The sequence below is a fragment of the Diaphorobacter limosus genome, from assembly GCF_033100095.1.
Classification (GTDB): domain Bacteria; phylum Pseudomonadota; class Gammaproteobacteria; order Burkholderiales; family Burkholderiaceae_C; genus Alicycliphilus; species Alicycliphilus limosus.
The window spans coordinates 2215184-2238356 of the sequence record NZ_CP136921.1 but is presented as its reverse complement, the minus strand read 5'-3'; the positions used below and the strand labels follow the sequence as shown (position 1 = coordinate 2238356).

Here is a 23173-nt window from a genome sequence, read left to right as displayed (position 1 = left end):
TGCGCAAACCCAACGCCCAACGCCCAACGCCCAACGATTGAACCAAGGAGCACCACGATGAGTCACTTTCTCGACCGTCTCTCGTATTTTTCGCAGCCGCGCGAAACCTTCTCCAACGGCCATGGCGAGACCAATGGCGAAGACCGCACCTGGGAGCGCGCCTACCGCGACCGCTGGGCGCATGACAAGATCGTGCGCTCCACCCATGGCGTGAACTGCACCGGCTCCTGCTCCTGGAAGATCTACGTCAAGGGCGGCATCGTCACCTGGGAAACCCAGCAGACCGACTACCCGCGCACGCGCGCCGACCTGCCCAACCACGAGCCGCGTGGCTGCGCGCGCGGCGCCAGCTACAGCTGGTACCTGTACAGCGCCAACCGCGTGAAATACCCGCTGGTGCGCGGGCGCCTCTTGAAGCACTGGCGCGCGGCGCTGGCCGTGGCCAAGAGCCCGGTCGATGCCTGGGCCGCCATCGTGCAGAACCAGGAGGCGCGCCGTGAATGGCAAAGGCAACGCGGCCTGGGCGGCTTTGTGCGCTCGAGCTGGGACGAGGTGAACCAGATGATTGCCGCGGCCAACGTCTACACCATCAAGCAGTACGGGCCGGACCGCGTCATCGGCTTCTCGCCGATTCCGGCCATGTCCATGATCTCGTACGCGGCGGGCGCGCGCTACCTGAGCCTGATCGGCGGCGTGCCGCTGTCGTTCTACGACTGGTACTGCGACCTGCCGCCGTCCAGCCCGCAGACCTGGGGCGAGCAGACCGACGTGCCCGAATCGGCCGACTGGTACAACTCCAACTTCATCATCGCCTGGGGCTCCAACGTGCCGCAGACGCGCACGCCCGACGCGCATTTCTTCACCGAGGTGCGCTACAAGGGCGCGAAGATCGTCGCCGTCACGCCCGACTATTCCGAGGTCGCCAAGCTCTCCGACCTGTGGCTGCACCCCAAGCAGGGCACGGATGCGGCCGTGGCCATGGCCATGGGCCATGTGATCCTCAAGGAGTTTTACTTCGACAGGCGCTCGGCCTACTTCGATGAGTACGCGCGCCGCTTCACCGACCTGCCGCTGCTGGTGGTGCTGAAGGAAAAGACCCTGGAGGACGGCCGCCGCGCCATGGTGCCGGACCGCTATGTGCGCGCCAGCGACTTCGCGGGCAACCTGGGCCAGGCCAACCACCCCGACTGGAAGACCGTGGCCTACGGCCTGGACGGCAAGGTGGCGCTGCCCAACGGCTCCATCGGCTTTCGCTGGGGCAAGGAGGGCCGTCCCGACGAGGGCCTGTGGAACCTGGAGGACAAGGATGCGCGCAGCGGCAACGACGTGAAGCTCAAGCTCTCGGTGCTGGAAGACGGTGCCCAGGCGCATGCGGTGGCCGACGTGGCCTTCCCCTACTTCGGTGGCGTGCAGACGCCGCATTTCCAGGCCAACGACCAGGGTGGTGACGTGATGCTGCGCCGCGTGCCCATCACCCACCTGGATCTGCACGGCGAGGACGCCCAGGGCCGCGTGGTCGTGGCCACGGTGTTCGACCTGCTGGCCGGCAACTACGGCATCGCGCGCGGCCTGGACGGCGAGGCCCTGGACGGCAGCTACGACGCCAATGCGCCCTACACCCCGGCCTGGCAGGAGAGCATCACCGGCGTGCCGCGCGAGCATGTGATCACCGTGGCGCGCCAGTTCGCCGACAACGCCGACAAGACCCAGGGCAGGAGCATGGTCATCATCGGCGCCGGCATGAACCACTGGTACCACTGCGACATGAACTACCGCAGCATCATCAACATGCTGATGCTGTGCGGCTGCATAGGCCAGTCGGGTGGCGGCTGGTCGCACTACGTGGGCCAGGAGAAGCTGCGCCCGCAGACCGGCTGGACGGCGCTGACCTTTGCGCTGGACTGGATACGCCCGCCGCGCCAGCAGAACGCCACCAGCTTCTTCTACGCCCACACCGACCAGTGGCGCTACGAGAAGCTGGGTGTCGATGAGGTGCTCTCGCCGCTGGCGGACAAGGCCGCCTACCAGGGCAGCATGATCGACTACAACGTGCGCGCCGAGCGCATGGGCTGGCTGCCCAGTGCGCCGCAGCTGCAGGCCAATCCGCTGCAGCTGGCCAGGGATGCGCAGGAGCGCGGCCTGGACCCCAAGGACTACGTGGTGCAGTCGCTGAAGAACGGCTCGCTGTCCTTGAGCTGCGAAGACCCGGACAACCCGCTGAACTGGCCGCGCAACCTGTTTGTCTGGCGCTCCAACCTGCTGGGCAGCTCGGGCAAGGGGCATGAGTATTTCTTGAAGCACCTGCTGGGCACGCAAAACGGCGTGCAGGGCAAGGATCTGGGCCCGCAGGATGCCAAGCCCGAGGAGGTGAAGTGGCATGCCAGCGCACCCGAGGGCAAGCTCGATCTGCTGGTGACGCTGGACTTCCGCATGAGCACCACCTGTCTGTACTCCGACATCGTGCTGCCCACGGCCACCTGGTACGAGAAGAACGACCTGAACACCTCGGACATGCACCCCTTCATCCACCCGCTGTCGGCCGCTGTCGATCCGGCCTGGCAGGCCAGAAGCGACTGGGAGATCTACAAGGGCTTCGCCAAGGCCTTCAGCGAGGTCTGCGTGGGCCACCTGGGGGTGGAAAAAGAGGTGGTGCTCACGCCCATCATGCACGACACCCCGGGCGAGCTGGCACAGCCGTTTGGCGTCAAGGACTGGAAGCGCGGCGAGATCGACCTGATCCCCGGCGTCACGGCGCCGCAGGTCACGGTGGTCGAGCGCGATTACCCCAACACCTATGCGCGCTTCACGGCCCTGGGCCCCTTGATGGACAGGCTGGGCAATGGCGGCAAGGGCATTGGCTGGAACACCCAGACCGAGGTCGAGCAACTGGGCGACCTGAACGGCCGCGTGCGCGAGGAGGGCGTGGCGCAGGGCAGGCCGCGCATCGTGAGCGACATCGACGCCACCGAGGTGGTGATGATGCTCGCGCCCGAGACCAACGGCCATGTGGCCTGCAAGGCCTGGGAGGCCTTGGGCAAGCAAACCGGGCGCGACCATGTGCACCTGGCGCTGCACCGCGAGGACGAGAAGATCCGCTTTCGCGACATCCAGGCGCAGCCACGCAAGATCATCAGCTCGCCCACCTGGTCGGGGCTGGAATCCGAGAAGGTCAGCTACAACGCCGGCTACACCAACGTGCACGAGCTGATCCCATGGCGCACCCTCACCGGCCGCCAGCAGTTCTACCAGGACCACCCCTGGATGCGCGACTTTGGCGAGGGCCTGTGCAGCTACCGCCCGCCTGTCGATCTGAAGACCCTGCACGAGGTGGCCGGCAAGAAACCCAATGGCCACCCCGAGCTGCAGCTGAACTTCATCACGCCGCACCAGAAATGGGGCATACACAGCACGTACAGCGACAACCTGCACATGCTCACGCTCAACCGCGGCGGCCCGGTGGTCTGGATCAGCGAGGAGGACGCCAAGCGCGGCGGCATCGTGGACAACGACTGGATAGAGCTGTTCAACGCCAATGGCGCGATCGCCGCGCGCGCGGTGGTCAGCCAGCGCGTCAAGCCCGGCATGGTGCTGAAATACCACGCGCAGGAAAAGACCATCAACACCCCCGGCTCGGAGATCACCGGCACGCGCGGCGGCATCCACAACTCGGTCACGCGCGTGGTCCTCAAGCCCACGCACATGATCGGCGGCTACGCGCAGTACAGCTACGGCTTCAACTACTACGGAACCATTGGCACCAACCGCGACGAGTTCGTGCTGGTGCGCAAGATGCGCCGCGTGGACTGGCTCGATGAACCTGCGGGCAGCACCTCCGCCGCCAGCGCCCATGCGTGAACGACAAGGAGAACGACAATGAAAATACGCGCCCAAATCGGCATGGTGCTGAACCTGGACAAGTGCATTGGCTGCCACACCTGTTCCGTCACCTGCAAGAACGTCTGGACCAGCCGGCCCGGCATGGAGTACGCCTGGTTCAACAACGTCGAGACCAAGCCCGGCATCGGCTACCCCAAGGAATGGGAGAACCAGGACAAGTGGAACGGCGGCTGGACGCGCCATGCCGACGGCAGCATCACGCCGCGCCAGGGCGGCAAGTGGAAGCTCTTGATGCGCATCTTCGCCAACCCGAACCTGCCGCAGATCGACGACTACTACGAACCCTTCACCTTCGACTACGACCACCTGCAGTCGGCGCCCGAGATGAAGAACACCCCGGTGGCGCGCCCGCGCAGCCTGATTACCGGCGAGCGGCTGGAGAAGATCGTCTGGGGCCCGAACTGGGAAGAAATCCTGGGCGGCGAGTTCTCCAGGCGCAGCGCCGACGTGAACTTCGAACAGGTGCAAAAGGACATGTACGCCCAGTTCGAGAACACCTTCATGATGTACCTGCCGCGCCTGTGCGAGCATTGCCTGAACCCGGCCTGCGTGGCCAGCTGCCCCAGCGGCTCGATCTACAAGCGCGAGGAAGACGGCATCGTGCTCATCGACCAGGACAAATGCCGCGGCTGGCGCATGTGCGTCTCGGGTTGCCCGTACAAGAAGATCTACTACAACTGGCAGACCGGCAAGGCCGAGAAATGCATCTTCTGCTATCCGCGCATCGAGGCCGGCCAGCCCACGGTCTGCTCCGAGACCTGCGTCGGCCGCATCCGCTATCTTGGCGTGCTGCTCTACGACGCCGACCGCATCCAGGAAGCGGCCAGCGTGGAGCGCGACAAGGACTTGTACCAGGCGCAGCTCGACATCTTCCTGGACCCGCATGACCCCGAGGTGATACGCCAGGCGCGGCTCGACGGCATTCCCGACAACTGGCTGGAGGCGGCGAAGAGCAGCCCAGTCTACAAGATGGCCGTGGACTGGAAGGTGGCCCTGCCGCTGCACCCCGAGTACCGCACCCTGCCCATGGTCTGGTATGTGCCGCCGCTCTCGCCCATCACCTCGGCGGCCAACGCCGGCCATGTGGGCGTGAATGGCGAGATCCCCGACGTCTCGGCGCTGCGCATCCCCGTGCAGTACCTGGCCAACCTGCTGACCGCCGGCGACACCGGCCCGGTGGTGCGCGCGCTCGAGCGCATGCTGGCCATGCGCGCCTACCAGCGCGGCGTGCATGTGGACAAGGTGCAGAACATGGCCGTGCTGCAGCAGACGGGCCTGACGGTGCACGACGTGGAGGACATGTACCAGGTGATGGCGATTGCCAACTACGAGGATCGCTTCGTGATCCCGTCCACCCACCGCGAGTACGCCGAGGACGCCTTTGACGTGCGCGGCGGCTGCGGCTTCTCCTTCGGCAACGGCTGCTCCGACGGCGCCACCGAGGTGAGCATCTTCGGCGGCAAGAAGCCGCGCACCATTCCCATCAAGGCCGTGGTCTGAGGAGCGCCACCATGTTCAAGAAGACACCCGAGACCATGCGCCTGACGCTGCGCGCGCTGGCGCGGCTGCTGGCCTACCCCGGCGCCGGGCTGCGCGCGCAGATGCCCGCATTGATCGACGCGCTGCAGACCGAGCAGGCCCTGCCCGCGGCCCGCATCGCCGAGCTGCAGGCCCTGGCCCAGCAGATCTGCGCCATGGACGCCTACGAGGCCGAGGGGCGCTATGTCGATACCTTCGACCGCGGCCACCGCACCTCGCTGCACCTGTTCGAGCATATCCATGGCGACTCGCGCGAACGCGGCCCGGCGCTGATCGACCTGACGCAGACCTACGAGCGCGCCGGCCTGTACCTGGACGCGCAGGAGCTGCCCGACCACCTGGGCGTGGTGCTGGAGTTCGCCTCGACCCAGCCGACCGCGGTGGCGCGCGAGTTTCTCGCCGAGATGGCGCATATCCTGAATGCGCTGTTCAGCGCGCTGCAGGCCAAGGCCAGCCCCTACGCCAGCGTGCTCGCCGCCGTGCTCGAGGCTGCCGGCGAGACCGCGCAGGCGGTCGCCATCGCCCCCGAGCCCGACATGGACGAGGCCTGGGCCGAGCCCGAGGCCTTCGACGGCTGCGCCACGCGCGGCCAGAACCGCCCCGACCAGCCCCAACCGATTCACATCGTGCGCAAGGCGCGCCCGCAATCTTCCCAAGGAGTCTCGCCATGACCGCCTGGATCGACCATTTCCTCTTCGGCCTGTATCCCTACATTTGCCTGGCCGTGTTCTTCATCGGCAGCTGGCTGCGCTTTGACCGCGACCAGTACACGTGGAAGAGCGACTCCTCGCAGCTGCTGCGCACCGGCAGCCTGCGCTGGGCCAGCAACCTGTTCCACGTCGGCGTGCTGTTCCTGTTCTTCGGCCACTTCGTCGGCATGCTCACGCCGCATGTCCTCTACGACTACGTCATCACCGCGCACGACAAGCAACTGCTGGCCATGGTCAGCGGTGGCATTGCCGGCCTGATGGCCTTCGTCGGCGTGACCCTGCTGCTGCACCGGCGCCTAACGGACGCTCGCATCCGGGCGACCTCCAAGACCAGCGACATCGCGCTGCTGTGGATCTTCTGGGTTCAGCTGGCGCTGGGCCTGGCCACCATCCCGCTGTCGGCCCAGCACCTGGACGGCTCGATGATGATGCGCCTGGCCGAATGGGGTCAGCGCATCGTCACCTTCCGTTCCGGCGCGGTGGAGATGCTGGCCGGCGCGGGCTGGGTCTTCAAGGCCCACCTGTTCCTGGGCATGACGGTGTTCCTGATCTTCCCGTTCACGCGCCTGGTGCATGTCTGGAGTGGCTTTGGCACGCTGGCCTATGTGCTGCGCCCCTATCAGCTGGTGCGCGCGCGGCGCCTGAACGTGCCGCCGGGCCAGAACGAGCCACGACGTTCACTGTAAAAATAATAGCTGTTTGCGCTTTGTAGATAAGCGCTGCAGGCCAATTTGGCTCCAAATGCCGCCGGCATGGCGCAAGGGGCCTGCCAGGAGAGACCCATGACCAGTACCTGTGGAACCCATGCCTGTGGCTGCGGCAGTGCCAGTGCCAGTGACAGTGCCAGCGACCAGGCAGAAGTGGCGCGCATCAACGGCGTCGCCCTGCACGCCGCGGGCGCGCAGCCGCCCGGCGATATGCTGCGCCAGCGCGCCTGCACCGAGTTGCTGCGCCAGCAGGCGCAGCGCCAGGGCCTGCTGGCCGAGGACGACGCGCCCGGCCTGGACGGCGCCACCAGCGCCGCCGCGGCCCAGGCGATAGAGCGGCTGCTGGAGCAGGCCCTGCAGGTGCCCGAGCCCTCCGAGGCCGCCTGCCGGCGCTACCACGCCGCCCATCCGGGTTTTGGCAGCCAGGGCGAGCGCGCCCACCTGCGCCATGTGCTGTTCGCCGTCACGCCCGGCGTCGACGTGAGCCTGCTGCGCCAGCGCGCCGAGCGCCTGCTGCTGGAGCTGCGCTGCGCCGACGACGGCGGCCCGCGCTTTGCCGAGGCGGCGGGCGAATGGTCCAACTGCCCCAGCGGCGCCCAGGGCGGCGACCTGGGCTGGCTCACGCCCGAGGACTGCGCGCCCGAGTTTGCGCGCGAGGTCTTTGGCTCGCAGGAGGTCGGCGTGCTCGCGCGCCTGGTGCACAGTCGCTTTGGCCTGCATGTGGTGCAGGTCTGCGCGCGCAAGCCGGCCCAGCCCCAGGCGTTTGACCAGGTGCAGGCCTCGATCGCGCTGGTGCTGCGCCAGCAGGCCTGGGTGAATGCGCTGCGCCAATACCTGCAGCTGCTGGCGGGCAGCGCCGAGGTCGAAGGCGTGCAGCTCGATGCCGCCGACAGCCCCTTGGTGCAATAGCGCAGCCAAAATGGGGTACCGGGCTGTGGCCCGCCCGATGTGGAACATGATGGACAAACGCTTGTGCAGTGATGAACAGGATGCCGCCACGCCATGGCCGGCGATGGGCGGCGCTTCGGCCGCCGATCTGGCCGCGGCCCTGCTGCAGTCGCGCCAGACCATATTGCCCAAGCGCCTGGGCGCACCCGGGCCCGATGCCGCGCAACTGCAGGCCATGCTGGCGGCGGCCGGCCATGCGCCGGATCATGGCCGACTGCTGCCCTGGCGCTTCGTGCTCGTGCCGCAAGAGGCGCGCGCGGCGCTGGCCGAGGTGTTTGCCCAGGCTTTGTGCGAGCGCGACAGCGCGGCCACGCCCGAGCAGCAGGAGCAGGCGCGCGAAAAGGCCTTTCGCGCCCCGCTGCTGCTGTTGCTGGCGGTCGATGAGCTGGGGGGCGACCCCGACATCGTGCCGGCCGAGCGCCTGGTATCGGCCGGCTGCGCGGTGCAGAACCTGCTGCTCATGGCCACGGCCCTGGGCTTTGGCTCGGCGCTGACCAGTGGCAAGGCGCTGCAGTCACAGGGGCTGCGCGCGCTGTTTGCGCTCGGGACTGGCGAGCGTGCCCTGTGTTTTGTCAGCGTCGGCACGGTGCTCGCGCGCAAGCCCGCGCGCGTGCGCCCGGTGCCGGCGCAGTACGTGTCCACGCTGGTGCCGGGCGTGGGCCTGCAGCCGTGGATGGACAAGGGAGGGCATGGCCATGAAGACCGAAATCAACCACTTTGACGACCTGCTGCACGCCGCGCGCGCGCAGCGCGAGCGCCAGCGCCTGCTGCTGGTGTTTGCCGGCACCGAGCTGCCCGAGGGCGCCACGCCCGGCCAACGCGAGCGCTTTGCGCAGGGCGATGGCGGTGTCCTGGTGCCCATGATGTGCCTGGACAGGCTGCCCGAGGAGCTGGAATCGTTTGCCGCGCTGCTGCGCGAGTCGCGGCAGTTCGAGCCGCCGGGCCAGCCCTGGCGCCTGGTATTCACCGCGGCGCTGTCGGGCACCCCCACCCGGGCGCCGTCCGAGGACGATGCCGAGCGCGTGCTCGGCCGCATGGTGGAGGGTGTGAAGACCGGCGCCTTTGACGCCTACCTGCCATTCAACCGGGAGGGCCAACCCGTGCGGCTAGGATAGTTGCCCATGACGACCAGAGTATCCCTGCCCGGCATGCGCAGCCCGGGCGCAGGCTTCGACCAGCCCTTTGAGATGCTGGACGCCTGCCATGACCGCGTGCGCCGCTCGCTGGATCTGCTGCGGCGCCTGCGCGACTACCTGCGCGGCCACGGCCACGGCTGCGACGACTCGGCGCGCCAGGCGGCGCGCGACGTGCTGCGCTACTTCGACATCGCCGCGCCGCTGCACCATGAGGACGAGGAGCTGCATGTCTTTCCGCCGCTGCTGGCCCAGGAGCATGACGCGCCCCTGGTGACCCTGGTGCGCCAGCTGCAGCGCGACCATGTGCGCATGGCCGAGCGCTGGGCCACCGCGCGCGGCCCGCTGCAGGCCATGGCCGATGGGCAGTTGCCGGCGTTCAGCGCCGAGCATGAGGCGGCGCTGGACGGATTTGCCGAGTGCTACGCCGACCATCTGCGCCATGAGGACGACAGCATCTACCCTGCGGCGCGCGCGCTGCTCGATCCGGGTGCCCAGAGCGCCATGGGCCAGGAGATGGCGCGGCGCCGTGGGGTGCGCTAAAGTTGTTTTGCTATTTAAACAATAGCTGTTGGCGCTTTATGCATGGGCGCTACGGGCATATTTGACTAAACAGCCTGGCGAGCCCGGCAAATTGGTTGGCGCCCAAAACGAAGGCGCCGTGGCGGTCGGCCACGGCGCGCTGTGCCCCTCGCGGGGCTGCGGCCTACCGGGGGTGGGCCGCAAAGGGGGTAAAGACCCCCGAAACTCAATGTACTACGACGGGATTCTGCGCCAGTCCGACGTAGCTGTCCAGCGTGTCTTCCACCTCCTCCTGGGTCGGCGTATCACGCTGCCAGGCCAGGATCTGCTGCTGGAACAGCTCGGCCCAGGAGCCGTCCAGGTACACCTCCTTGCCCGAGCGCTTGTCCACGATCTCGAAGCCGTGGCGCAGCAGCTGGGGCGGCAATGGGGCGGTTTTCGCGGCGCTGTCGCTCAGGTCGGCGTCTGGCAGCATGTGAACCACCACAAAAGAGTCAGAGTCGTAGAGCATTTTCATGGCGCGATCCCCCTATAAGTATGGCTATCAGATGGCAACGCCTGGCAAGAGTTCAAGGGCCACCGGATATGCGGCCAGTATTCCATGGAAACCCCCCTCGTGCCGTACCGCGCCCGGATTCGCGCCATGGCCCCAGGCCGGCTGTGGTCATGGCGCTTCGTGGCCGCTGAGCAGCAGGTCGGCAAAGTCGCCATTGCCCTGCGTCAGGCGTATGCGCACCGGCAGATAGTGCAGCGCCGTGCCCAGCCACAGCTCGGCCTTCTGGTCGCGCTGCTGATCCGCCTGCGGCAGGCGTTCGAGCTTCAGGGCCGGCGTGCTGCCGGCGGGCAGGTCCAGCGTCTCCGGCCCCTGGACGCTGAAAGTCCAGCGGTCGGCGTGGCGCGCGCCCACGGTGGTCAGCGTGATCTGCGTGCCTGGCGGGTAGCGCTCTGGCGCGGCGGCCAGCATGGCACCCAGCTGCAGGAACACGCTGAGCCTGTCCTGCGCCCCCGCGCCGATGGTGGCGCGCGGGGTGTTGGCGCTGAAGATGACCTCGTGGCGCTCGAAGTCGAAATGCGCCGCCCGCTCGCTGCGTGACTTGTCGCCAAAGCGCTCGGGCTGCAGGCCCTGGGGCGTGATGCTGCCCACGCTGGTCTGCGTGCGCGCGCCGAGCAGGAAGGCCTTGATCTGCTGGCGCGCCTCGTAGCGCTGGCCCTGCTGGCGCCACAGCAGCTCGGCGCTGGCGTTGTAGTGGAATTTTTTCACCTCGCCCACCACGTCGAACGACAGGCGCGTGGAGGGCGGCAGCAGCACCGGCGGCGGCTCGCTGCTGGCGCGCGCGCCCGGCTGGCCCGGGGGGCGGATCTCGACACCGGCGGTCTCGGCCGACTCTGGCGCGGCAGCCTTTTCGGGTTCGGCTGCGGCGGCCTTGTCGGGTTCGGCTGCTTCGGCGGTGGTTGGCGGCACCTGCGGCGCGGCCGGGCTATCGCTGCCTGGCATTGCCGCCTCGGTGGACGCAGGGGCGGCCTCGGCCTCCATGGGGGAGATGATCGGCGCAGGCGGGGCGGACTGCACCGGGCTGTCGGCCTGGCTGTCCTCGGTGGCGGCGGGTGGGGCCGCCGGCGCTGGCCGGGGCCTGGGTTTCACGGGCTTGCCCGGCTCGCGTGCCCGGGGGGCAGGCGCGGGGGCGGCCTGGGGCGCGGGTGGCGCGGCGGGCGGCGCTGACAGCATGCGCGTGTGAAACGCCGTCGGCTGCGGCGCCGCGCCGGCCCCGCCGCCCAGCGGCAGGCCGACCAGCACCAGCCAGTGCAGGATCAGCACCAGGGCAGTCAGCAGCAGCAGGGCGCGGCGTGGCATGGCTAGAATTTTCTGCTTTGTGCAATCAACCCGCTGCGCCACCATGGGCGCGGGCGGTCAGACGGAGGGCCTGGCCCATGAAACTGGCGACCTACAAGGACGGTTCGCGCGATGGTCAGCTGGTTGTGGTCGCGCGCGACCTGGGCGCGGCCCATTATGCGACCGGCATTGCCAGCCGCCTGCAGCAGGTGCTGGACGACTGGAACTTCCTCGCCCCCCAGCTGCAGGACTTGTACGAGCAGCTCAACGCCGGCCGCGCGCGCCACGCGTTTGCGTTCGACGCGCGCCAGTGCATGGCGCCGCTGCCGCGCGCCTACCAGTGGGCCGATGGTTCGGCCTACCTCAACCATGTCGAGCTGGTGCGCCGCGCGCGTGGCGCCGAGGTGCCGGCGAGCTTTTACACCGACCCGCTGATGTACCAGGGCGGCAGCGACGATTTTCTGGGCCCCTGCGACGATGTGGTCGTGCCCAGTGAGGCCATGGGCATCGACTTCGAGGCCGAGATCGCCGTCATCACCGGCGACGTGAAGATGGGCGCGAGCCCGGAGCAGGCGCTGGACGGCGTGCGCCTGCTGATGCTGGCCAACGACGTCAGCCTGCGCAACCTGATACCGGCGGAGCTAGCCAAGGGCTTCGGCTTCTTCCAGTCCAAGCCGGCCACTGCCTTCAGCCCGGTGGCCGTGACGCTGGACGAGCTCGGCGACGCCTGGCAGGGCGGGCGCGTGCACCTGACGCTGCAGTCCACCTGGAACGGCCGCAGGGTTGGCATGTGCGACGCCGGGGCGGAGATGAGCTTTCATTTCGGCCAGCTCATCGCCCATATTGCCAAGACGCGCAACGTGCGCGCCGGCGCCATCGTGGGCAGCGGCACGGTGAGCAACAAGGACTGGTCCAAGGGCTATAGCTGCATTGCCGAGAAGCGCTGCATCGAGACCATCGAGGACGGCCGGCCGAGTACGGAATTCATGAAGTACGGCGACACCATCCGCATCGAGATGAAGGGCCGGGACGGGCAGAGCCTGTTCGGCGCCATCGACCAGCAGATCGTGTCGCACGGTTGATTTTGAGGTGAGTATTCGCCCAGGCCTTGAAGTACAAGCGCAAGAAGCTATGGTTTTATGAGTAACTGGCGGCCGCCTCGACCTGCACCGCGCAGTCGTAGAACGTAGGCCCGGCGCCCAGGTCGGTCAGGGCCTGGCTGGTGAGTTGGTTGATGTTGCAACTGTCCAGCCCATACTTGTGTCTTCAGCTGCCACGCATAATCGTTAACGACATGTTTCGATGAATGCAGTGCCTCTTGTTCCCCATACGTCCTACCAGTCCCAATACATCGCCTGGCTGCTTTCAAGGCAGATCGGGCGTGACTCCCCCGATCTCCTGGCCTCCACCCTGGTTGATGCGCGGGTCGATCTGAATCCGCACCAGGTCGAGGCAGCACTGTTCGCGTTCCGAAGCCCGCTTTCGCAAGGCGTGATCCTGGCGGACAAGGTGGGCCTGGGCAAGACCATCGAGGCTGGCCTGGTGATTGTCCAGCGCTGGACAGAGCGCAAGCGCCGCATCCTCATCATCACCCCGGCCAACTTGCGCAAGCAGTGGCACCAGGAGCTGCAAGACAAGTTCAGCCTGCAAGCGCTGATTCTGGAAGCCAAAAGTTACAACGAGCAGCGCAAGGCGGGTTTGCCCAACCCCTTTGACCAAACCCAGGACCAAGCCAGCCAGATCGTCATCTGCTCCTACCAACCAAGGCCGATGACCTGTGCCGCGTGCCCTGCGATCAGGTGGTGGTGATCAATGAGCTGGAGGGGAGGCTCTGTTCGACATCGGCCCTCGAAGAGGTATTCAAACTCCAATGGGAGTTGGCATGAAGAACCGGATCATCAACGTCAAAGGAGCGGAGGTCTCCATTGCCACCCGGCATGATCAGGACTACATCTACCGATATGGCCAAGAGGTTCGGAGACGAAAGCATCCTGTACAACTGGATGCGCAACCGCAACACCATTGAGTTTCTGGGTATTTGGGAGCAAATCTACAACCCGCATTTCAAACCTCTCGAATTCGAGAGGTTTAGAAGGCAAGCTGGTCTGAACAGCTTCTCTATGTCACCCAAAAAATGGATTGAGGCAACAGGTGCCATCGGTCTGTACGCCAAAGCAGGGCGCGGAGGCGGCACCTATGCCCACAAAGACATTGCCTTCGAGTTTGGCTCCTGGCTCAGCCCGGAGTTCAAGCTCTACCTCAGCTGGCCGCGCTGCAAGCGCGCCAAGCCTCCATCGAAACCATCGAATCGCAAGCGCCCGGGTTCTGCCCCCATTGCGGCGCCGCCCACATCGTCAAGAACGGCTTTGCCCGCGGCCTGCAGCGCTTTTTGTGCCGTGGCTGCACATGCACCTTCAACGCGCTGACGGGCGCGCCGCTGAGTGGGCTGCATCAGCGGGGCAAATGGCTGGCGCACACCCAGGCGCTCAGCCAAGGCCTGAGCATTCCCCGGGTGGCCGAGCGGCTGGAGGTGGCCTGGAGCACGGCGTTCCGCTGGCGTCACCGCTTCCTGCAGCTGCCCAGTCAGCGCCAGGCCAGCGCATTGCGCGGCATTGCCGAGGCCGATGAGTCCTACTTCCTCGAATCGAGCAAAGGCCAGCGTGCATTGCTGCGCCAGGCGCGCCGGCGCGGCGGCAAGGCCAGCCAGCGCGGCGTCTCCAAGGAGCAGGTATCCGTGCTCATCGTGCGCGACCGTGCGGGCGCCACGGCCAACATCCTCGTCGCGCGTAAACGGTGTTAACTGTCTGGCGGCAACTCGCCAGCGAGGCAGTCACACCGACCTCAATTTAAACCAACCAGCCTCTTCGAAATCCGGGGCTGTTCATGTCGAGGCAAACGATAAAGCCTACACATCAGAACACCGACCAGCCGGTGAACTCCGATAACTCCTGCAGCGCGCGCGTGCCGAGCAGTGAATTGCCAAACGCATTCAGGCCAGGAGACCAGACCGCGATCGATGCATGTCCCGGAACGACCGCCAGAATGCCGCCTCCGACGCCACTCTTGCCGGGGAAGCCGACCGAATAGGCAAAGTCGCCTGAACCATCATAGTGCCCCGCGAGCAACATCAGGGCGTTGATGCTGCGTGCCTGAGCTGGGTTCAGCAGGTGGGCTGCGGAGTCGAAGCCGGCCAGGAACCGGCCGGCGCTGGCCAATTGCTCGCAGTTCATCGTGATCGCGCATTGGCGACAGTAAATCTGCAGCAGACGTTCGCATTCCATGTGCAGATTGCCGCACGAGCGTAGAAAGTACGCCAGAGAGAAGTTGCGGTAGGCCGTCCGGTATTCCGAGGCGGCAACCTGTTCATCAATCGAGATCCGGTCATCTCCAGCCGCCGTGCGAACGAAATCCATCAGTTCGTCGAGTCCGCAGCCTGCGTCAGGCGCATCGAGCATGGCGTCGGTGGTGACCAGTGCGCCCGCATTGACGAAAGGATTGCGCGGTTTGCCGCCTTCCTGCTCAAGCTCGATGACCGAGTTGAAGGTGTAGTTAGATGGTTCCTTGCCCACCCGCTTCCAGAGCCGGTCGCCGTGACGGCCCAATGCGATCGCCAGTGAGAAGACCTTTGAGATGCTCTGGATCGAAAACGGCGTCGCAGCGTCGCCCGCGCTCAGCCGCTCTCCGCTGGCCAGGCACACACTGATCCCGAACTGATGCACATCAACGCTGGCCAGTTGCGGAATGTAGTGCGCCACCCGGCCGCGCTTGTGTGCGCGCTTCATGCGCGCGTCGAGCCCTACCAGAAAGCCCTGGAGCGTTTCCAAAGCGGCGTGGCCCATCGTTCAGGCCAAGTAACGCCGCGCCAGCAGCACCCAGTATGCAGCGCCAATGGCCAGGTTGGCGTCGTTGAAGTCGTAACCCGGGTTGTGCACCATGCAGGCGCCCAGCTTGTCGCCATCCCCGTTTCCGATCAACAGGTAGCAGCCGGGGCGCTTCTCCAGCATGAAGGCGAAGTCTTCGCTGCCGGTGAGTGGCGGGGCCTGCGGCACGACGCGCTCGGCGCCAACCAATTCGGTGCCAATCTGACGGGCGAAGTCGGTTTCATCCTTGCTGTTGATCAGTGCCGCGTAGCCGCGCCGATAGTCGATTTCGGCCTTGACGCCAAAGCACTGCGCCTGTGCGTGAACGATTTCGGTAATGCGCTGCTGCAGCAGGCTGCGCACTTCGGGGTCGAGCGCGCGCACGCTCAGCTCAAGATATGCGCTGTCGGGGATGACGTTATTGGCGCGCCCGGACTGCAGCACCCCCACGGTAACCACTGCAGCTTGAAGTGGATCGACGTTGCGCGAGACTACTGTCTGCAACGCCATCACCAGGCTGGCTGCTGCCACTACCGGATCTGCTGCCTTGTGCGGCACAGCGCCGTGACCACCATGACCTACCAGCGTAATGTAGACCTTGTCAGAGGAGGCCATCATTGGGCCTTCGCGAAAGATCAAGTGCCCCTGTGGCCAGCCGGGCATGTTGTGCATGCTGAAGATAGCGTCGCATGGGTATTTGTCGAACAGGCCGTCGTTCATCATGCGTACGGCGCCACAGTCGCTGGTGCCGTATTCCTCCGCCGGCTGGAAGATCAGGTTGAGTGTCCCTGAGAAGTCACCCTGCTCTGCCAGCACCTTTGCTGCCGCCAGCAGCATGGCCGTATGTCCGTCGTGGCCGCAGGCGTGCATGACGCCCTGGTTGCGACTTGCGTACTGCAGCCCCGTGGTTTCCTGGATCGGCAGTGCGTCCATGTCCGCGCGCAGACCCAGCGTGCGCGTGCCGTCGCCACGCTTGAGTTGCCCGACCACACCGGTTCCGCCCAGGCCGCGCTCAACGTGGTAACCCCAGTCCCGCAGTCGCGCAGCCACTAAATCACTGGTGCGCAGCTCTTCGAATGGCAGCTCGGGGTGCTGATGGATATCACGGCGCAAAGCAATGAATTCGTCTTCGTGTGCGCGTACCGCCTGCAAGGTGTCTTGAACAGTCATGCTATGAACTCACAGTCTGGCAAAATTCGCCTAGTAATCATTTCTGTAGTTCCTTGTCACCGCCGGTTTCGCGCATGAGCAGAATGCCTACGATGGCGATCAAGCTGGTGATAAGGACGTAGAGCGCTGGCGCCGCCGGGTTGTCGGTCACCTTGATGAGCCAGGTGATCACCAGTTGCGCGGTGCCACCAAACAGCGCCACGCCAAAGGCATAGGCAATCGACAGCCCGAGCGCGCGTACATGGCCGGGGAACAGCTCCGGGATGGCCACCAGCGTTGGCGCGCCGCCAATGCCCGTGAGCAATGCCAGCAGCGCAGTCGCCAGTGCCAGAGTGGCAACGCTGGTGTGCTCGATGAGCAGCATGTAAGCCGGATAGACCAGCACGAACAATGCCACGCGAGCCCAGAGCATCACGGGTTTGCGCCCATACAGATCTGACAGCCAGCCCCCCAGCAGCGCACCCGCCCAGGTCGCCACGCCGAATACGATGGTCGCCGACATGGCGATCGTCGCGGAGAGCTTGAGCGTGGTCACGGCATAGGTGGTCATGTAAATCGCCGCATAGGTCGAGATCGTCACACCCAGGATGACCATGAGCGCCAGCATGATCGGTCGCAGATGGTGCCGGATATCGGCCAGCGGGCTCTTGATGGGTCCGCTATGCGTGGGCTGCTCGAGGCTCTCGGGCATGTGGCGGCGCAGAAAGACGGCAATGGGGATCAATGCCAGACCGAGCAAGAAAGGGATACGCCAACCCCACGCCAGCATTTGCTCCTTGCTTAGCGCCAGCGTGAGCACAATGCCGACGATGCCAGCCGCCAGCGAGGCTATGCCCTGGCTGGCAAGCTGCCAGCTGCCATACAGGCCGCGCCGGCCCTGGGGTGCGATCTCGATCAGATACGTGGTAGACGGCCCGACCTCGCCGCCCAGGGCCAGCCCCTGCACCAGCCGACAGGCAATGACGATGATGGGTGCCGCCAATCCGATGCTTGCGTACGAGGGGGTGAGCGCCATGCCGATCGTGCCGACCGTGATGAGCGCAATGGTCAACAGCATGGCCGGCTTGCGTCCTGCACGATCGGCAAAAGCGCCGATCAGCAGCCCGCCCAAAGGGCGCGTGATGAAGCCAACGCCAAAGACCGCTACCGACAGCATCACCGTGACCAGCGGTTCGTCAGCGGGAAAGAAGGTCTGGCCGATATAAACGGCGAAGAACGCGTAGGTGGTGAAATCGAAGAACTCAAGCGCGTTGCCAGCCACTGTTGCAGCCACGACGCGGGGCTGCACCTTACTCGTCGCGGCAGTTGAAATGTTCGATACGCCCTGGGATGTGGGCGACAACGCAACGTCGCCCATACTGGAATTTTGAATGCCCATGAATTCGTCTCCGTATGATTGCTGCTGCCCTGGAAGACAGCGCGCTGAATCATATGAATCATGATCAAATGCGTCTAATGCATAATTTATTCTGAATGCATTCAAAGAACTCATGCGACGAAGGAAATGAACCTGCGCCATCTGGAGTACCTGCTGGCCGTGGCGGACACCGGTTCGTTCAGCCGCGCCGCGGAACGTTGCCACATCACCCAGTCCGCCCTAAGTCGCAGCATCCAGACCCTCGAAGACGATTTCGGAGCACGTCTGATCGACCGAATGGGCAAGCGCAACGAGTTGACGCCGTTCGGCCAGACCGTTGCAAGCCGGGCGCGCCGCATGGTGCTGGATGCCGTTGAGCTAAAGCGCAGCGCACAGCTATTGCAAGATGGCTACTTGGGGGTCATTCGCATTGGGCTCGGCGCGGGGCCTACTGCACTGCTGATGCAGCCGTTTCTGCGTTATATGGCCTGCATGCATCCGGGAGTGCAGGTCAGCCTCGAATCAGGCCCCCCCGAGTTGCAGACCAGGCGCTTGCGCGAACGTGGATTCGACGCCCTGGTCGTGGATCTACGCAGCGTCACGCCTGCTGATGACCTGTTGATCGAAGATTTGGGCCAAATGCGCGGTGGTTTCATCTGTCGCGTGGGTCACCCCCTTACCAAATTCAACACCCCCATTACATTTGCACACCTCCAACGCTATCCGTTAGCGTCGACTTCACTCAATCCGGAGTTGGCACGTCTTCTGATCACCCGCTATGGGCCCGCAGCTGACCCCCAGGTCGCGGTGACCCTGCGCTGCAACGATATCAACAGTTTGCTACACGCGGTACACGGCAGTGACGCGGTGTTCCTCGGCCTCATCAGCCCCGCGCGTGAAGCCATCGCCAATGGTAGCTTGGTGGAGTTGCCCATCACTCCGGCGTTGAATGAGGGCGCACGCTTTGCGTTCGTTACCCTGGCCGACCGCACTGAAGCGCCTGCCATGGGAATTTTTCGCCAGTTTGTGGCCGAACATCTGCATGACTGAGAGTCTCTTGGGGACTACGCTGAGTTTCCAAAGCTTGGACTTGAAGTTGCCCCTTTTTCACGGACACCTTACCGTTTGGACAAAAGGAGCAGAAAAGTTAGGCTCTTTTCGCGAAACGTACGGATCAGCTCAAGCCCTGATAGCCAAAACCAGCACTGACGCGGGCTCCGGGGCAGATCCGGGCGCGCGATCCAGCATGCGAAACCAGCCCAGGTAAGACGCCGGGTACTTGGTGGCCACGCCCTTGAAGCGCCGCATCCAGCTGCGCAGGCGGCTGACGTAGGCGTTGACGTTCTGCACATGCCAAGGCCCGACCCGAACGCCAGCGTTGACGTTGACGCTGTGGTATTGCACGCCCAGCAGGTGGGCCGCAGCCGCCAGCGCTGCGCTGAGCTCGGCTGCAGTGGTATGGCAAGGCGCTGCTGGCGTCTTTGTCTGCCCGGCTGATGGCGGACTACGGGGACGGGTTTTCTGTGTCCGCGCTCAAGTACATGCGGCTTTTTTATGTGGCGTACCCAGAGCTTTTGCCGATGCAGAGTGCAAGAACGCGACAGACCATGCCCGGTCCGCGGGAGGCAAGCCCTGGAAGTACCTGCTGGTCTCCCATGAACAGGTCACTGCAGACAAAAGGCTGAGCGACTTTTTGAGGTTTGAAGTCGAGAGCCGTCAACCGCCCGCCGCCTCGACCTGCACGGCGCAGTCGTAGAACGTCGGCCCCGCGCCCATGTCCGTCAGCGCCTGGCTGGTGACCTCGTTGACATTCGTGCCGCCATGGCCCAGCTTGCGCCACCACACGCCCAGGCCGTTGACCACGCCGGGGCGGGCGCGGCCGTTGAGCGCGGCGTGGCATTCGTAGCTGCCGCGCTCGTTGAACACGCGCACCAGGGCGCCGTCGGCAATGCCGCGCACGGCGGCGTCCTCGGGGTGCATCTCCAGCAGCGGGCGGCCCTCGATGTCGCGCAGGCTTTGCAGGTTCACGAAGCTGGAGTTCAAAAAGTTGCGCGCCGGCGGCGAGATCATGGCCAGCGGGTACAGCGTCGATGCTCCCGCCGCCTCGTGATTCGGCACATGGCCGGGCAGCGGATCGAGCCCCTGGTCGGCCAGGCGCTGGCTGAAAAATTCGCACTTGCCCGAGGGCGTGGGAAAGCCGCCATCGGCAAACGGCGCGTCGGGGACGGGAAGCGGGGCAAAGCCTTGGTCGAGCAGCAGCGCGAAGTCCACCTTCTCGCCATAGGCCTGGCGGCACAGCGCTTCGTCGGTGTCGGCAAAGCAGGGCTCGGTGAACCCCATGCGCGCCGCCAGGTCGCGGAAGATCTGCGCGTTGCTGCGCGCCTGGCCCTGCGGCGCAATCGCCGGGCGGTTCAGCAGCACGTCGGTGTGGCCGTAGGCCAGGTGCACGTCCCAGTGCTCGAGCTGCGTGGTGGCGGGCAGTATGTAGTCGGCGTAATCGGCGGTGTCGGTTTGGAAATGCTCCAGCACCACGGTGAACAAATCCTCGCGCGCAAAGCCCTGCACCACCTTGGGCGAATCCGGCGCCACGGCCACGGGGTTGCTGTTGTAGACCACCAGGGCCTCGATCTTCGGGCCGAAGGCCGGGGATGAGGCGCGCAGCAGGTCGTCGCCAATGGTCACCATGTTGATGCTGCGCGGGCTGCGGCCGGCCAGCAAATCTGGGTGCTGCAGTGCCGCGCGCTGCACCGGAAAGGCGCCCGAGCTCGACAGCAGTACGCCGCCGGCGCGCTCGCGCCAGGCGCCGGTCAGCGCCGGCAGGCAGGCCACGGCGCGCACGGCATTGCCGCCGCCATGGGCGCGCTGCACGCCGTAGTTCAGGCGGATGGCGGCGGGCCGGGTGGTGCCGTAGTCGCGCGCCAGGCGCCGGATCTGCTCCACGGGCAGGCCGCAGACCTCGGCGGCGCGCTCGGGCGGCCATTCGAGGGCGCGTGCGCGCAAGGCCTCCCAGCCCAGCGTGTGGCGCGCGATGTAGTCGTGGTCCAGCCAGTCGTGCACTATGAGTTCGTGCATCAGCGCCAGGGCCAGCGCGGCGTCGGTGCCGGGGCGCAGCTGCAGGTGTTCGTGGCATTTCTCGGCGGTCTCGGTGCGGCGCGGGTCTATGCACACCAGGCGCGCGCCGTCGCGCTTGGCCTGCTGGGCGATGCGCCAGAAATGCAGGTTGCTGCCAATCGAATTGCTGCCCCAGATGAGGATGAGTTTGGACTCGGCAAAGAACTCGACCTTCATGCCCAGCTTGCCGCCCAGCGTGTGCACCAGGCCCTCGCCACCGGCGGTGGAGCAGATGCTGCGGTGCAGCAGGGATGCGCCCAGGCGGTGGAAGAAGCGCCGGTCCATGCTCTCGCCCTGCACCAGGCCCATGGTGCCGGCGTAGCTGTAGGGCAGGATGGCCTGCGGGTCGCGTGTGGCGATCTCTGTCAGGCGCCGGGCGATGTCGTCCAGGGCCTCGTCCCAGGACACGGGCGTGAACCGGCCGCTGCCCTTGGGGCCGCTGCGCCTGAGCGGGGTGAGGATGCGCTCGGCATGGTGCGTGCGCTCGGCATAGCGCGACACCTTGGCGCAGAGCACGCCGCCGGTGGCCGCATGCGCCGGGTTGCCCTGCACGCGGACGGCGCGCCCGTCCTCCACGGTGGTCAGCAGGGCGCAGGTGTCGGGGCAGTCGTGCGGGCAGGCGCCGCGTATGGTGGTCGTGGGCATGGCTGAGGGAGTCGCTGGGGCAACTGCGCATTTCACCATGAAGCAGCGCCGCGGACGAGACCATGGTTTCTGGCATACCCCGTGGTTTGGCAGGCTTGGCTGGCAGGGCTAGACTGTGACGCTTCCCAAGGAAACAAGCGCCGAGCACATCATGAAAATCCTAGACTCCATCGCCGCAGCGGCCTCCGGCATCGCCGCCGTGCGCCGAGACATCCATGCCCACCCCGAGCTGTGCTTCAAGGAAGAGCGCACCGCCGACGTGATCGCCGCCCAGCTCACCGCATGGGGCATTCCCATCCACCGCGGCCTGGGCACCACCGGCGTGGTGGGCATAGTCCATGGCCGCGACGGCGGCGCCTGCGGGCGCGCCGTAGGCCTGCGCGCCGACATCGACGCCCTGCCGATGCAGGAGTTCAACACCTTCGACCATGCCAGCAAGTACCCGGGCAAGATGCACGCCTGCGGCCACGACGGCCACACGGCCATGCTGCTGGCGGCGGCGCAGTATTTCTCCAAGCCCGAGCACCGCGACTTCGACGGCACCGTCTATCTGATCTTCCAGCCGGCCGAGGAGGGCGGCGGCGGCGCGCGCGAGATGATCAAGGAGGGCCTGTTCGAACGCTTCCCCATGCAGGCCGTGTTTGGCATGCACAACTGGCCCGGCATGGCCGCGGGCTGTTTTGCCGTCAGCCCCGGGCCGGTGATGGCGTCTTCCAACGAGTTCAAGATCACCATCCGCGGCAAGGGCAGCCATGGCGCCATGCCGCATCTGGGCATAGACCCGGTGCCGGTGGCCTGCCAGATGGTGCAGGCCTTCCAGACCATCATCAGTCGCAACAAGAAGCCCATCGAGGCCGGCGTGATCTCGGTGACCATGATCCAGGCCGGCGAGGCCACCAACGTGGTGCCTGATTTTTGCGTGCTGCAGGGCACTGTGCGCACCTTCTCGGTCGAGCTGCTGGACATGATCGAGCGGCGCATGCGCCAGGTGGCCGAGCACACCTGCGCGGCCTTCGAGGCGCGCTGCGAGTTCGAGTTCGTGCGCAACTACCCGCCGACCATCAACTCCGTGGCCGAGGCCGAGTTCGCGCGCCAGGTGATGATCGGCATCGTCGGCGAGCAGAACGTGCTGCCCCAGGAGCCCACCGGCGGCGCCGAGGACTTCGCCTTCATGCTGCAGGCCAAACCCGGCGCGTACGTATTCATCGCCAATGGCGACGGCGACCACCGCGACATGGGCCATGGCGGCGGCCCCTGCACGCTGCACAACCCGAGCTACGACTTCAACGACGCATTGATCCCGCTGGGCGGCACCTACTGGGTGGAGCTGGCGCGCCAGTGGTTGGCCAACCCGACCGCCTGACGCCTGCCGACTGGACAAAAAACTCCCACCCTGTGCGGTGGGTGTTTTTTTGCCTATAAAAAAGAACGATCGTTCGTATTTGCCGCTACACTGGCTTATTCACCACTACATCGGAGACCGCCATGTCCGACCTGAACGCCGCTTTTGAAGCCGCCGTCGCCAACTCCAAGCTGCTCACCGAGCGCCCCGACAACCCCACGCTGCTGAAGATCTACGCCCTGTACAAGCAGGCCACGGCCGGTGACAACGATGAGAAGAAGCCCAGCTTCTCCGACATCGTCGGCCGCGCCAAATGGGACGCCTGGGAAAAGCTCAAGGGCACCGAGGGCGACGCCGCCAGGCAGCAGTACATCGACCTGATCGAGTCGCTGCGCGGTTGA

Annotated in this window: 22 protein-coding genes and 1 pseudogene; 16 read left to right on the top strand and 7 right to left on the bottom strand. The window is 65.8% G+C overall.

Annotation, left to right across the window (positions count from 1 at the left end):
• Positions 1–57 precede the first annotated feature (57 nt).
• The 8 genes from P4826_RS10815 (at position 58) to P4826_RS10780 (ending at position 9477) form a co-directional block, all read left to right on the top strand.
• Complete coding sequence (locus P4826_RS10815; protein ID WP_317700415.1) at positions 58–3855, top strand: nitrate reductase subunit alpha; 3798 nt, start codon at positions 58–60, stop codon at positions 3853–3855.
• Between the two features lie 18 nt (positions 3856–3873).
• The gene (narH, locus tag P4826_RS10810; protein ID WP_317700414.1) at positions 3874–5397 is read left to right on the top strand and encodes a nitrate reductase subunit beta; all 1524 of its coding nucleotides are present in this window, start codon (positions 3874–3876) and stop codon (positions 5395–5397) included.
• Positions 5398–5408: 11 nt separating this feature from the next.
• On the top strand, positions 5409–6107 hold the full coding sequence (gene narJ / locus P4826_RS10805) for a nitrate reductase molybdenum cofactor assembly chaperone (RefSeq protein WP_317700413.1): 699 nt from the start codon (positions 5409–5411) through the stop codon (positions 6105–6107).
• Positions 6104–6832, top strand: a complete 729-nt coding sequence (narI, locus tag P4826_RS10800) for a respiratory nitrate reductase subunit gamma (protein ID WP_317700412.1) — start codon at positions 6104–6106, stop codon at positions 6830–6832. The genes narJ and narI overlap by 4 nt, the downstream gene beginning before the upstream one ends.
• A 96-nt stretch (positions 6833–6928) precedes the next feature.
• Positions 6929–7762 (top strand): peptidylprolyl isomerase, encoded by an 834-nt coding sequence (locus P4826_RS10795; RefSeq protein WP_317700411.1) that lies wholly within the window; start codon positions 6929–6931, stop codon positions 7760–7762.
• Positions 7763–7865: 103 nt separating this feature from the next.
• The gene (locus P4826_RS10790) at positions 7866–8522 is read left to right on the top strand and encodes a nitroreductase family protein (protein ID WP_317703751.1); all 657 of its coding nucleotides are present in this window, start codon (positions 7866–7868) and stop codon (positions 8520–8522) included.
• The gene (locus P4826_RS10785; protein ID WP_317700410.1) at positions 8497–8916 is read left to right on the top strand and encodes a ribonucleotide reductase subunit alpha; all 420 of its coding nucleotides are present in this window, start codon (positions 8497–8499) and stop codon (positions 8914–8916) included. The genes P4826_RS10790 and P4826_RS10785 overlap by 26 nt, the downstream gene beginning before the upstream one ends.
• A 6-nt stretch (positions 8917–8922) precedes the next feature.
• On the top strand, positions 8923–9477 hold the full coding sequence (locus P4826_RS10780; protein ID WP_317700409.1) for a hemerythrin domain-containing protein: 555 nt from the start codon (positions 8923–8925) through the stop codon (positions 9475–9477).
• Positions 9478–9682: 205 nt separating this feature from the next.
• Here P4826_RS10780 and P4826_RS10775 read toward each other — a convergent pair whose 3' ends face one another.
• Complete coding sequence (locus tag P4826_RS10775) at positions 9683–9973, bottom strand: BTH_I0359 family protein (RefSeq protein WP_317700408.1); 291 nt, start codon at positions 9971–9973, stop codon at positions 9683–9685.
• A gap of 147 nt (positions 9974–10120) precedes the next feature.
• Positions 10121–11308, bottom strand: a complete 1188-nt coding sequence (locus P4826_RS10770) for a DUF3108 domain-containing protein (protein WP_317700407.1) — start codon at positions 11306–11308, stop codon at positions 10121–10123.
• Positions 11309–11385: 77 nt separating this feature from the next.
• Between P4826_RS10770 and P4826_RS10765 the strand changes: the two genes are divergently transcribed.
• From P4826_RS10765 to P4826_RS10750, 4 genes are all read left to right on the top strand, one after another.
• Positions 11386–12369: a fumarylacetoacetate hydrolase family protein gene (locus P4826_RS10765; protein ID WP_317700406.1), complete on the top strand. Its 984-nt coding sequence runs from the start codon at positions 11386–11388 to the stop codon at positions 12367–12369.
• A 220-nt stretch (positions 12370–12589) separates the two neighbouring features.
• Positions 12590–13096 (top strand): SNF2-related protein, encoded by a 507-nt coding sequence (locus P4826_RS10760; RefSeq protein ID WP_425605165.1) that lies wholly within the window; start codon positions 12590–12592, stop codon positions 13094–13096.
• A 152-nt stretch (positions 13097–13248) separates the two neighbouring features.
• Positions 13249–13713 (top strand): KilA-N domain-containing protein, encoded by a 465-nt coding sequence (locus P4826_RS19735; RefSeq protein WP_425605164.1) that lies wholly within the window; start codon positions 13249–13251, stop codon positions 13711–13713.
• Complete coding sequence (locus P4826_RS10750) at positions 13638–14087, top strand: IS1595 family transposase (protein ID WP_425605263.1); 450 nt, start codon at positions 13638–13640, stop codon at positions 14085–14087. Before P4826_RS19735 ends, P4826_RS10750 begins: the two co-directional genes overlap by 76 nt.
• Positions 14088–14199: 112 nt before the next feature.
• Here P4826_RS10750 and P4826_RS10745 read toward each other — a convergent pair whose 3' ends face one another.
• From P4826_RS10745 to P4826_RS10735, 3 genes are read right to left on the bottom strand one after another with little or no spacing between them, the layout of a single operon-like run.
• A complete protein-coding gene (locus tag P4826_RS10745; protein WP_013722040.1) occupies positions 14200–15126 on the bottom strand; it encodes a glutaminase in 927 nt (308 codons plus the stop codon).
• A 3-nt stretch (positions 15127–15129) separates the two neighbouring features.
• The gene (locus P4826_RS10740) at positions 15130–16317 is read right to left on the bottom strand and encodes a M20 aminoacylase family protein (protein ID WP_317700405.1); all 1188 of its coding nucleotides are present in this window, start codon (positions 16315–16317) and stop codon (positions 15130–15132) included.
• A 37-nt stretch (positions 16318–16354) separates the two neighbouring features.
• Positions 16355–17695, bottom strand: a complete 1341-nt coding sequence (locus P4826_RS10735) for an MFS transporter (protein ID WP_317700404.1) — start codon at positions 17693–17695, stop codon at positions 16355–16357.
• Positions 17696–17821: 126 nt separating this feature from the next.
• On the opposite strand from P4826_RS10735, the gene P4826_RS10730 reads away from it, so the two are divergent.
• Complete coding sequence (locus tag P4826_RS10730) at positions 17822–18724, top strand: LysR family transcriptional regulator (protein ID WP_013518723.1); 903 nt, start codon at positions 17822–17824, stop codon at positions 18722–18724.
• 129 nt (positions 18725–18853) lie between these two features.
• Here P4826_RS10730 and P4826_RS10725 read toward each other — a convergent pair.
• Positions 18854–19063 (bottom strand): annotated as a pseudogene (locus tag P4826_RS10725) (IS1595-like element ISAte2 family transposase); the annotation flags it as partial.
• A 107-nt stretch (positions 19064–19170) separates the two neighbouring features.
• On the opposite strand from P4826_RS10725, the gene P4826_RS10720 reads away from it, so the two are divergent.
• Positions 19171–19359, top strand: a complete 189-nt coding sequence (locus P4826_RS10720; RefSeq protein ID WP_317703750.1) for a hypothetical protein — start codon at positions 19171–19173, stop codon at positions 19357–19359.
• A 31-nt stretch (positions 19360–19390) separates the two neighbouring features.
• Here P4826_RS10720 and P4826_RS10715 read toward each other — a convergent pair whose 3' ends face one another.
• Complete coding sequence (locus tag P4826_RS10715; RefSeq protein ID WP_317700403.1) at positions 19391–21430, bottom strand: molybdopterin-containing oxidoreductase family protein; 2040 nt, start codon at positions 21428–21430, stop codon at positions 19391–19393.
• Positions 21431–21581: 151 nt separating this feature from the next.
• On the opposite strand from P4826_RS10715, the gene P4826_RS10710 reads away from it, so the two are divergent.
• On the top strand, positions 21582–22793 hold the full coding sequence (locus P4826_RS10710; protein WP_317700402.1) for a M20 aminoacylase family protein: 1212 nt from the start codon (positions 21582–21584) through the stop codon (positions 22791–22793).
• 122 nt (positions 22794–22915) lie between these two features.
• Positions 22916–23173, top strand: coding sequence for an acyl-CoA-binding protein (locus P4826_RS10705; RefSeq protein WP_317700401.1), 258 nt, complete (start codon positions 22916–22918; stop codon positions 23171–23173).

Excerpts from the sequence above, each read along its gene's own strand:
- P4826_RS10790 (WP_317703751.1), top strand. The coding sequence starts at position 7,866 with ATGGGCGGCGCTTCGGCCGCCGATCTGGCCGCGGCCCTGCTGCAGTCG.
- P4826_RS10765 (WP_317700406.1), top strand. The coding sequence starts at position 11,386 with ATGAAACTGGCGACCTACAAGGACGGTTCGCGCGATGGTCAGCTGGTT.
- P4826_RS10760 (WP_425605165.1), top strand. The coding sequence starts at position 12,590 with ATGAATGCAGTGCCTCTTGTTCCCCATACGTCCTACCAGTCCCAATAC.
- narH (WP_317700414.1), top strand. The coding sequence starts at position 3,874 with ATGAAAATACGCGCCCAAATCGGCATGGTGCTGAACCTGGACAAGTGC.
- narJ (WP_317700413.1), top strand. The coding sequence starts at position 5,409 with ATGTTCAAGAAGACACCCGAGACCATGCGCCTGACGCTGCGCGCGCTG.
- P4826_RS10795 (WP_317700411.1), top strand. The coding sequence starts at position 6,929 with ATGACCAGTACCTGTGGAACCCATGCCTGTGGCTGCGGCAGTGCCAGT.
- P4826_RS10735 (WP_317700404.1), bottom strand. The coding sequence starts at position 17,695 with ATGGGCATTCAAAATTCCAGTATGGGCGACGTTGCGTTGTCGCCCACA.
- P4826_RS10710 (WP_317700402.1), top strand. The coding sequence starts at position 21,582 with ATGAAAATCCTAGACTCCATCGCCGCAGCGGCCTCCGGCATCGCCGCC.
- P4826_RS10715 (WP_317700403.1), bottom strand. The coding sequence starts at position 21,430 with ATGCCCACGACCACCATACGCGGCGCCTGCCCGCACGACTGCCCCGAC.
- P4826_RS10785 (WP_317700410.1), top strand. The coding sequence starts at position 8,497 with ATGAAGACCGAAATCAACCACTTTGACGACCTGCTGCACGCCGCGCGC.
- P4826_RS10780 (WP_317700409.1), top strand. The coding sequence starts at position 8,923 with ATGACGACCAGAGTATCCCTGCCCGGCATGCGCAGCCCGGGCGCAGGC.
- P4826_RS10775 (WP_317700408.1), bottom strand. The coding sequence starts at position 9,973 with ATGAAAATGCTCTACGACTCTGACTCTTTTGTGGTGGTTCACATGCTG.
- P4826_RS10815 (WP_317700415.1), top strand. The coding sequence starts at position 58 with ATGAGTCACTTTCTCGACCGTCTCTCGTATTTTTCGCAGCCGCGCGAA.
- P4826_RS10745 (WP_013722040.1), bottom strand. The coding sequence starts at position 15,126 with ATGGGCCACGCCGCTTTGGAAACGCTCCAGGGCTTTCTGGTAGGGCTC.
- narI (WP_317700412.1), top strand. The coding sequence starts at position 6,104 with ATGACCGCCTGGATCGACCATTTCCTCTTCGGCCTGTATCCCTACATT.
- P4826_RS10720 (WP_317703750.1), top strand. The coding sequence starts at position 19,171 with ATGGCGGACTACGGGGACGGGTTTTCTGTGTCCGCGCTCAAGTACATG.
- P4826_RS10740 (WP_317700405.1), bottom strand. The coding sequence starts at position 16,317 with ATGACTGTTCAAGACACCTTGCAGGCGGTACGCGCACACGAAGACGAA.
- P4826_RS10730 (WP_013518723.1), top strand. The coding sequence starts at position 17,822 with ATGAACCTGCGCCATCTGGAGTACCTGCTGGCCGTGGCGGACACCGGT.
- P4826_RS10770 (WP_317700407.1), bottom strand. The coding sequence starts at position 11,308 with ATGCCACGCCGCGCCCTGCTGCTGCTGACTGCCCTGGTGCTGATCCTG.
- P4826_RS10705 (WP_317700401.1), top strand. The coding sequence starts at position 22,916 with ATGTCCGACCTGAACGCCGCTTTTGAAGCCGCCGTCGCCAACTCCAAG.
- P4826_RS19735 (WP_425605164.1), top strand. The coding sequence starts at position 13,249 with ATGGCCAAGAGGTTCGGAGACGAAAGCATCCTGTACAACTGGATGCGC.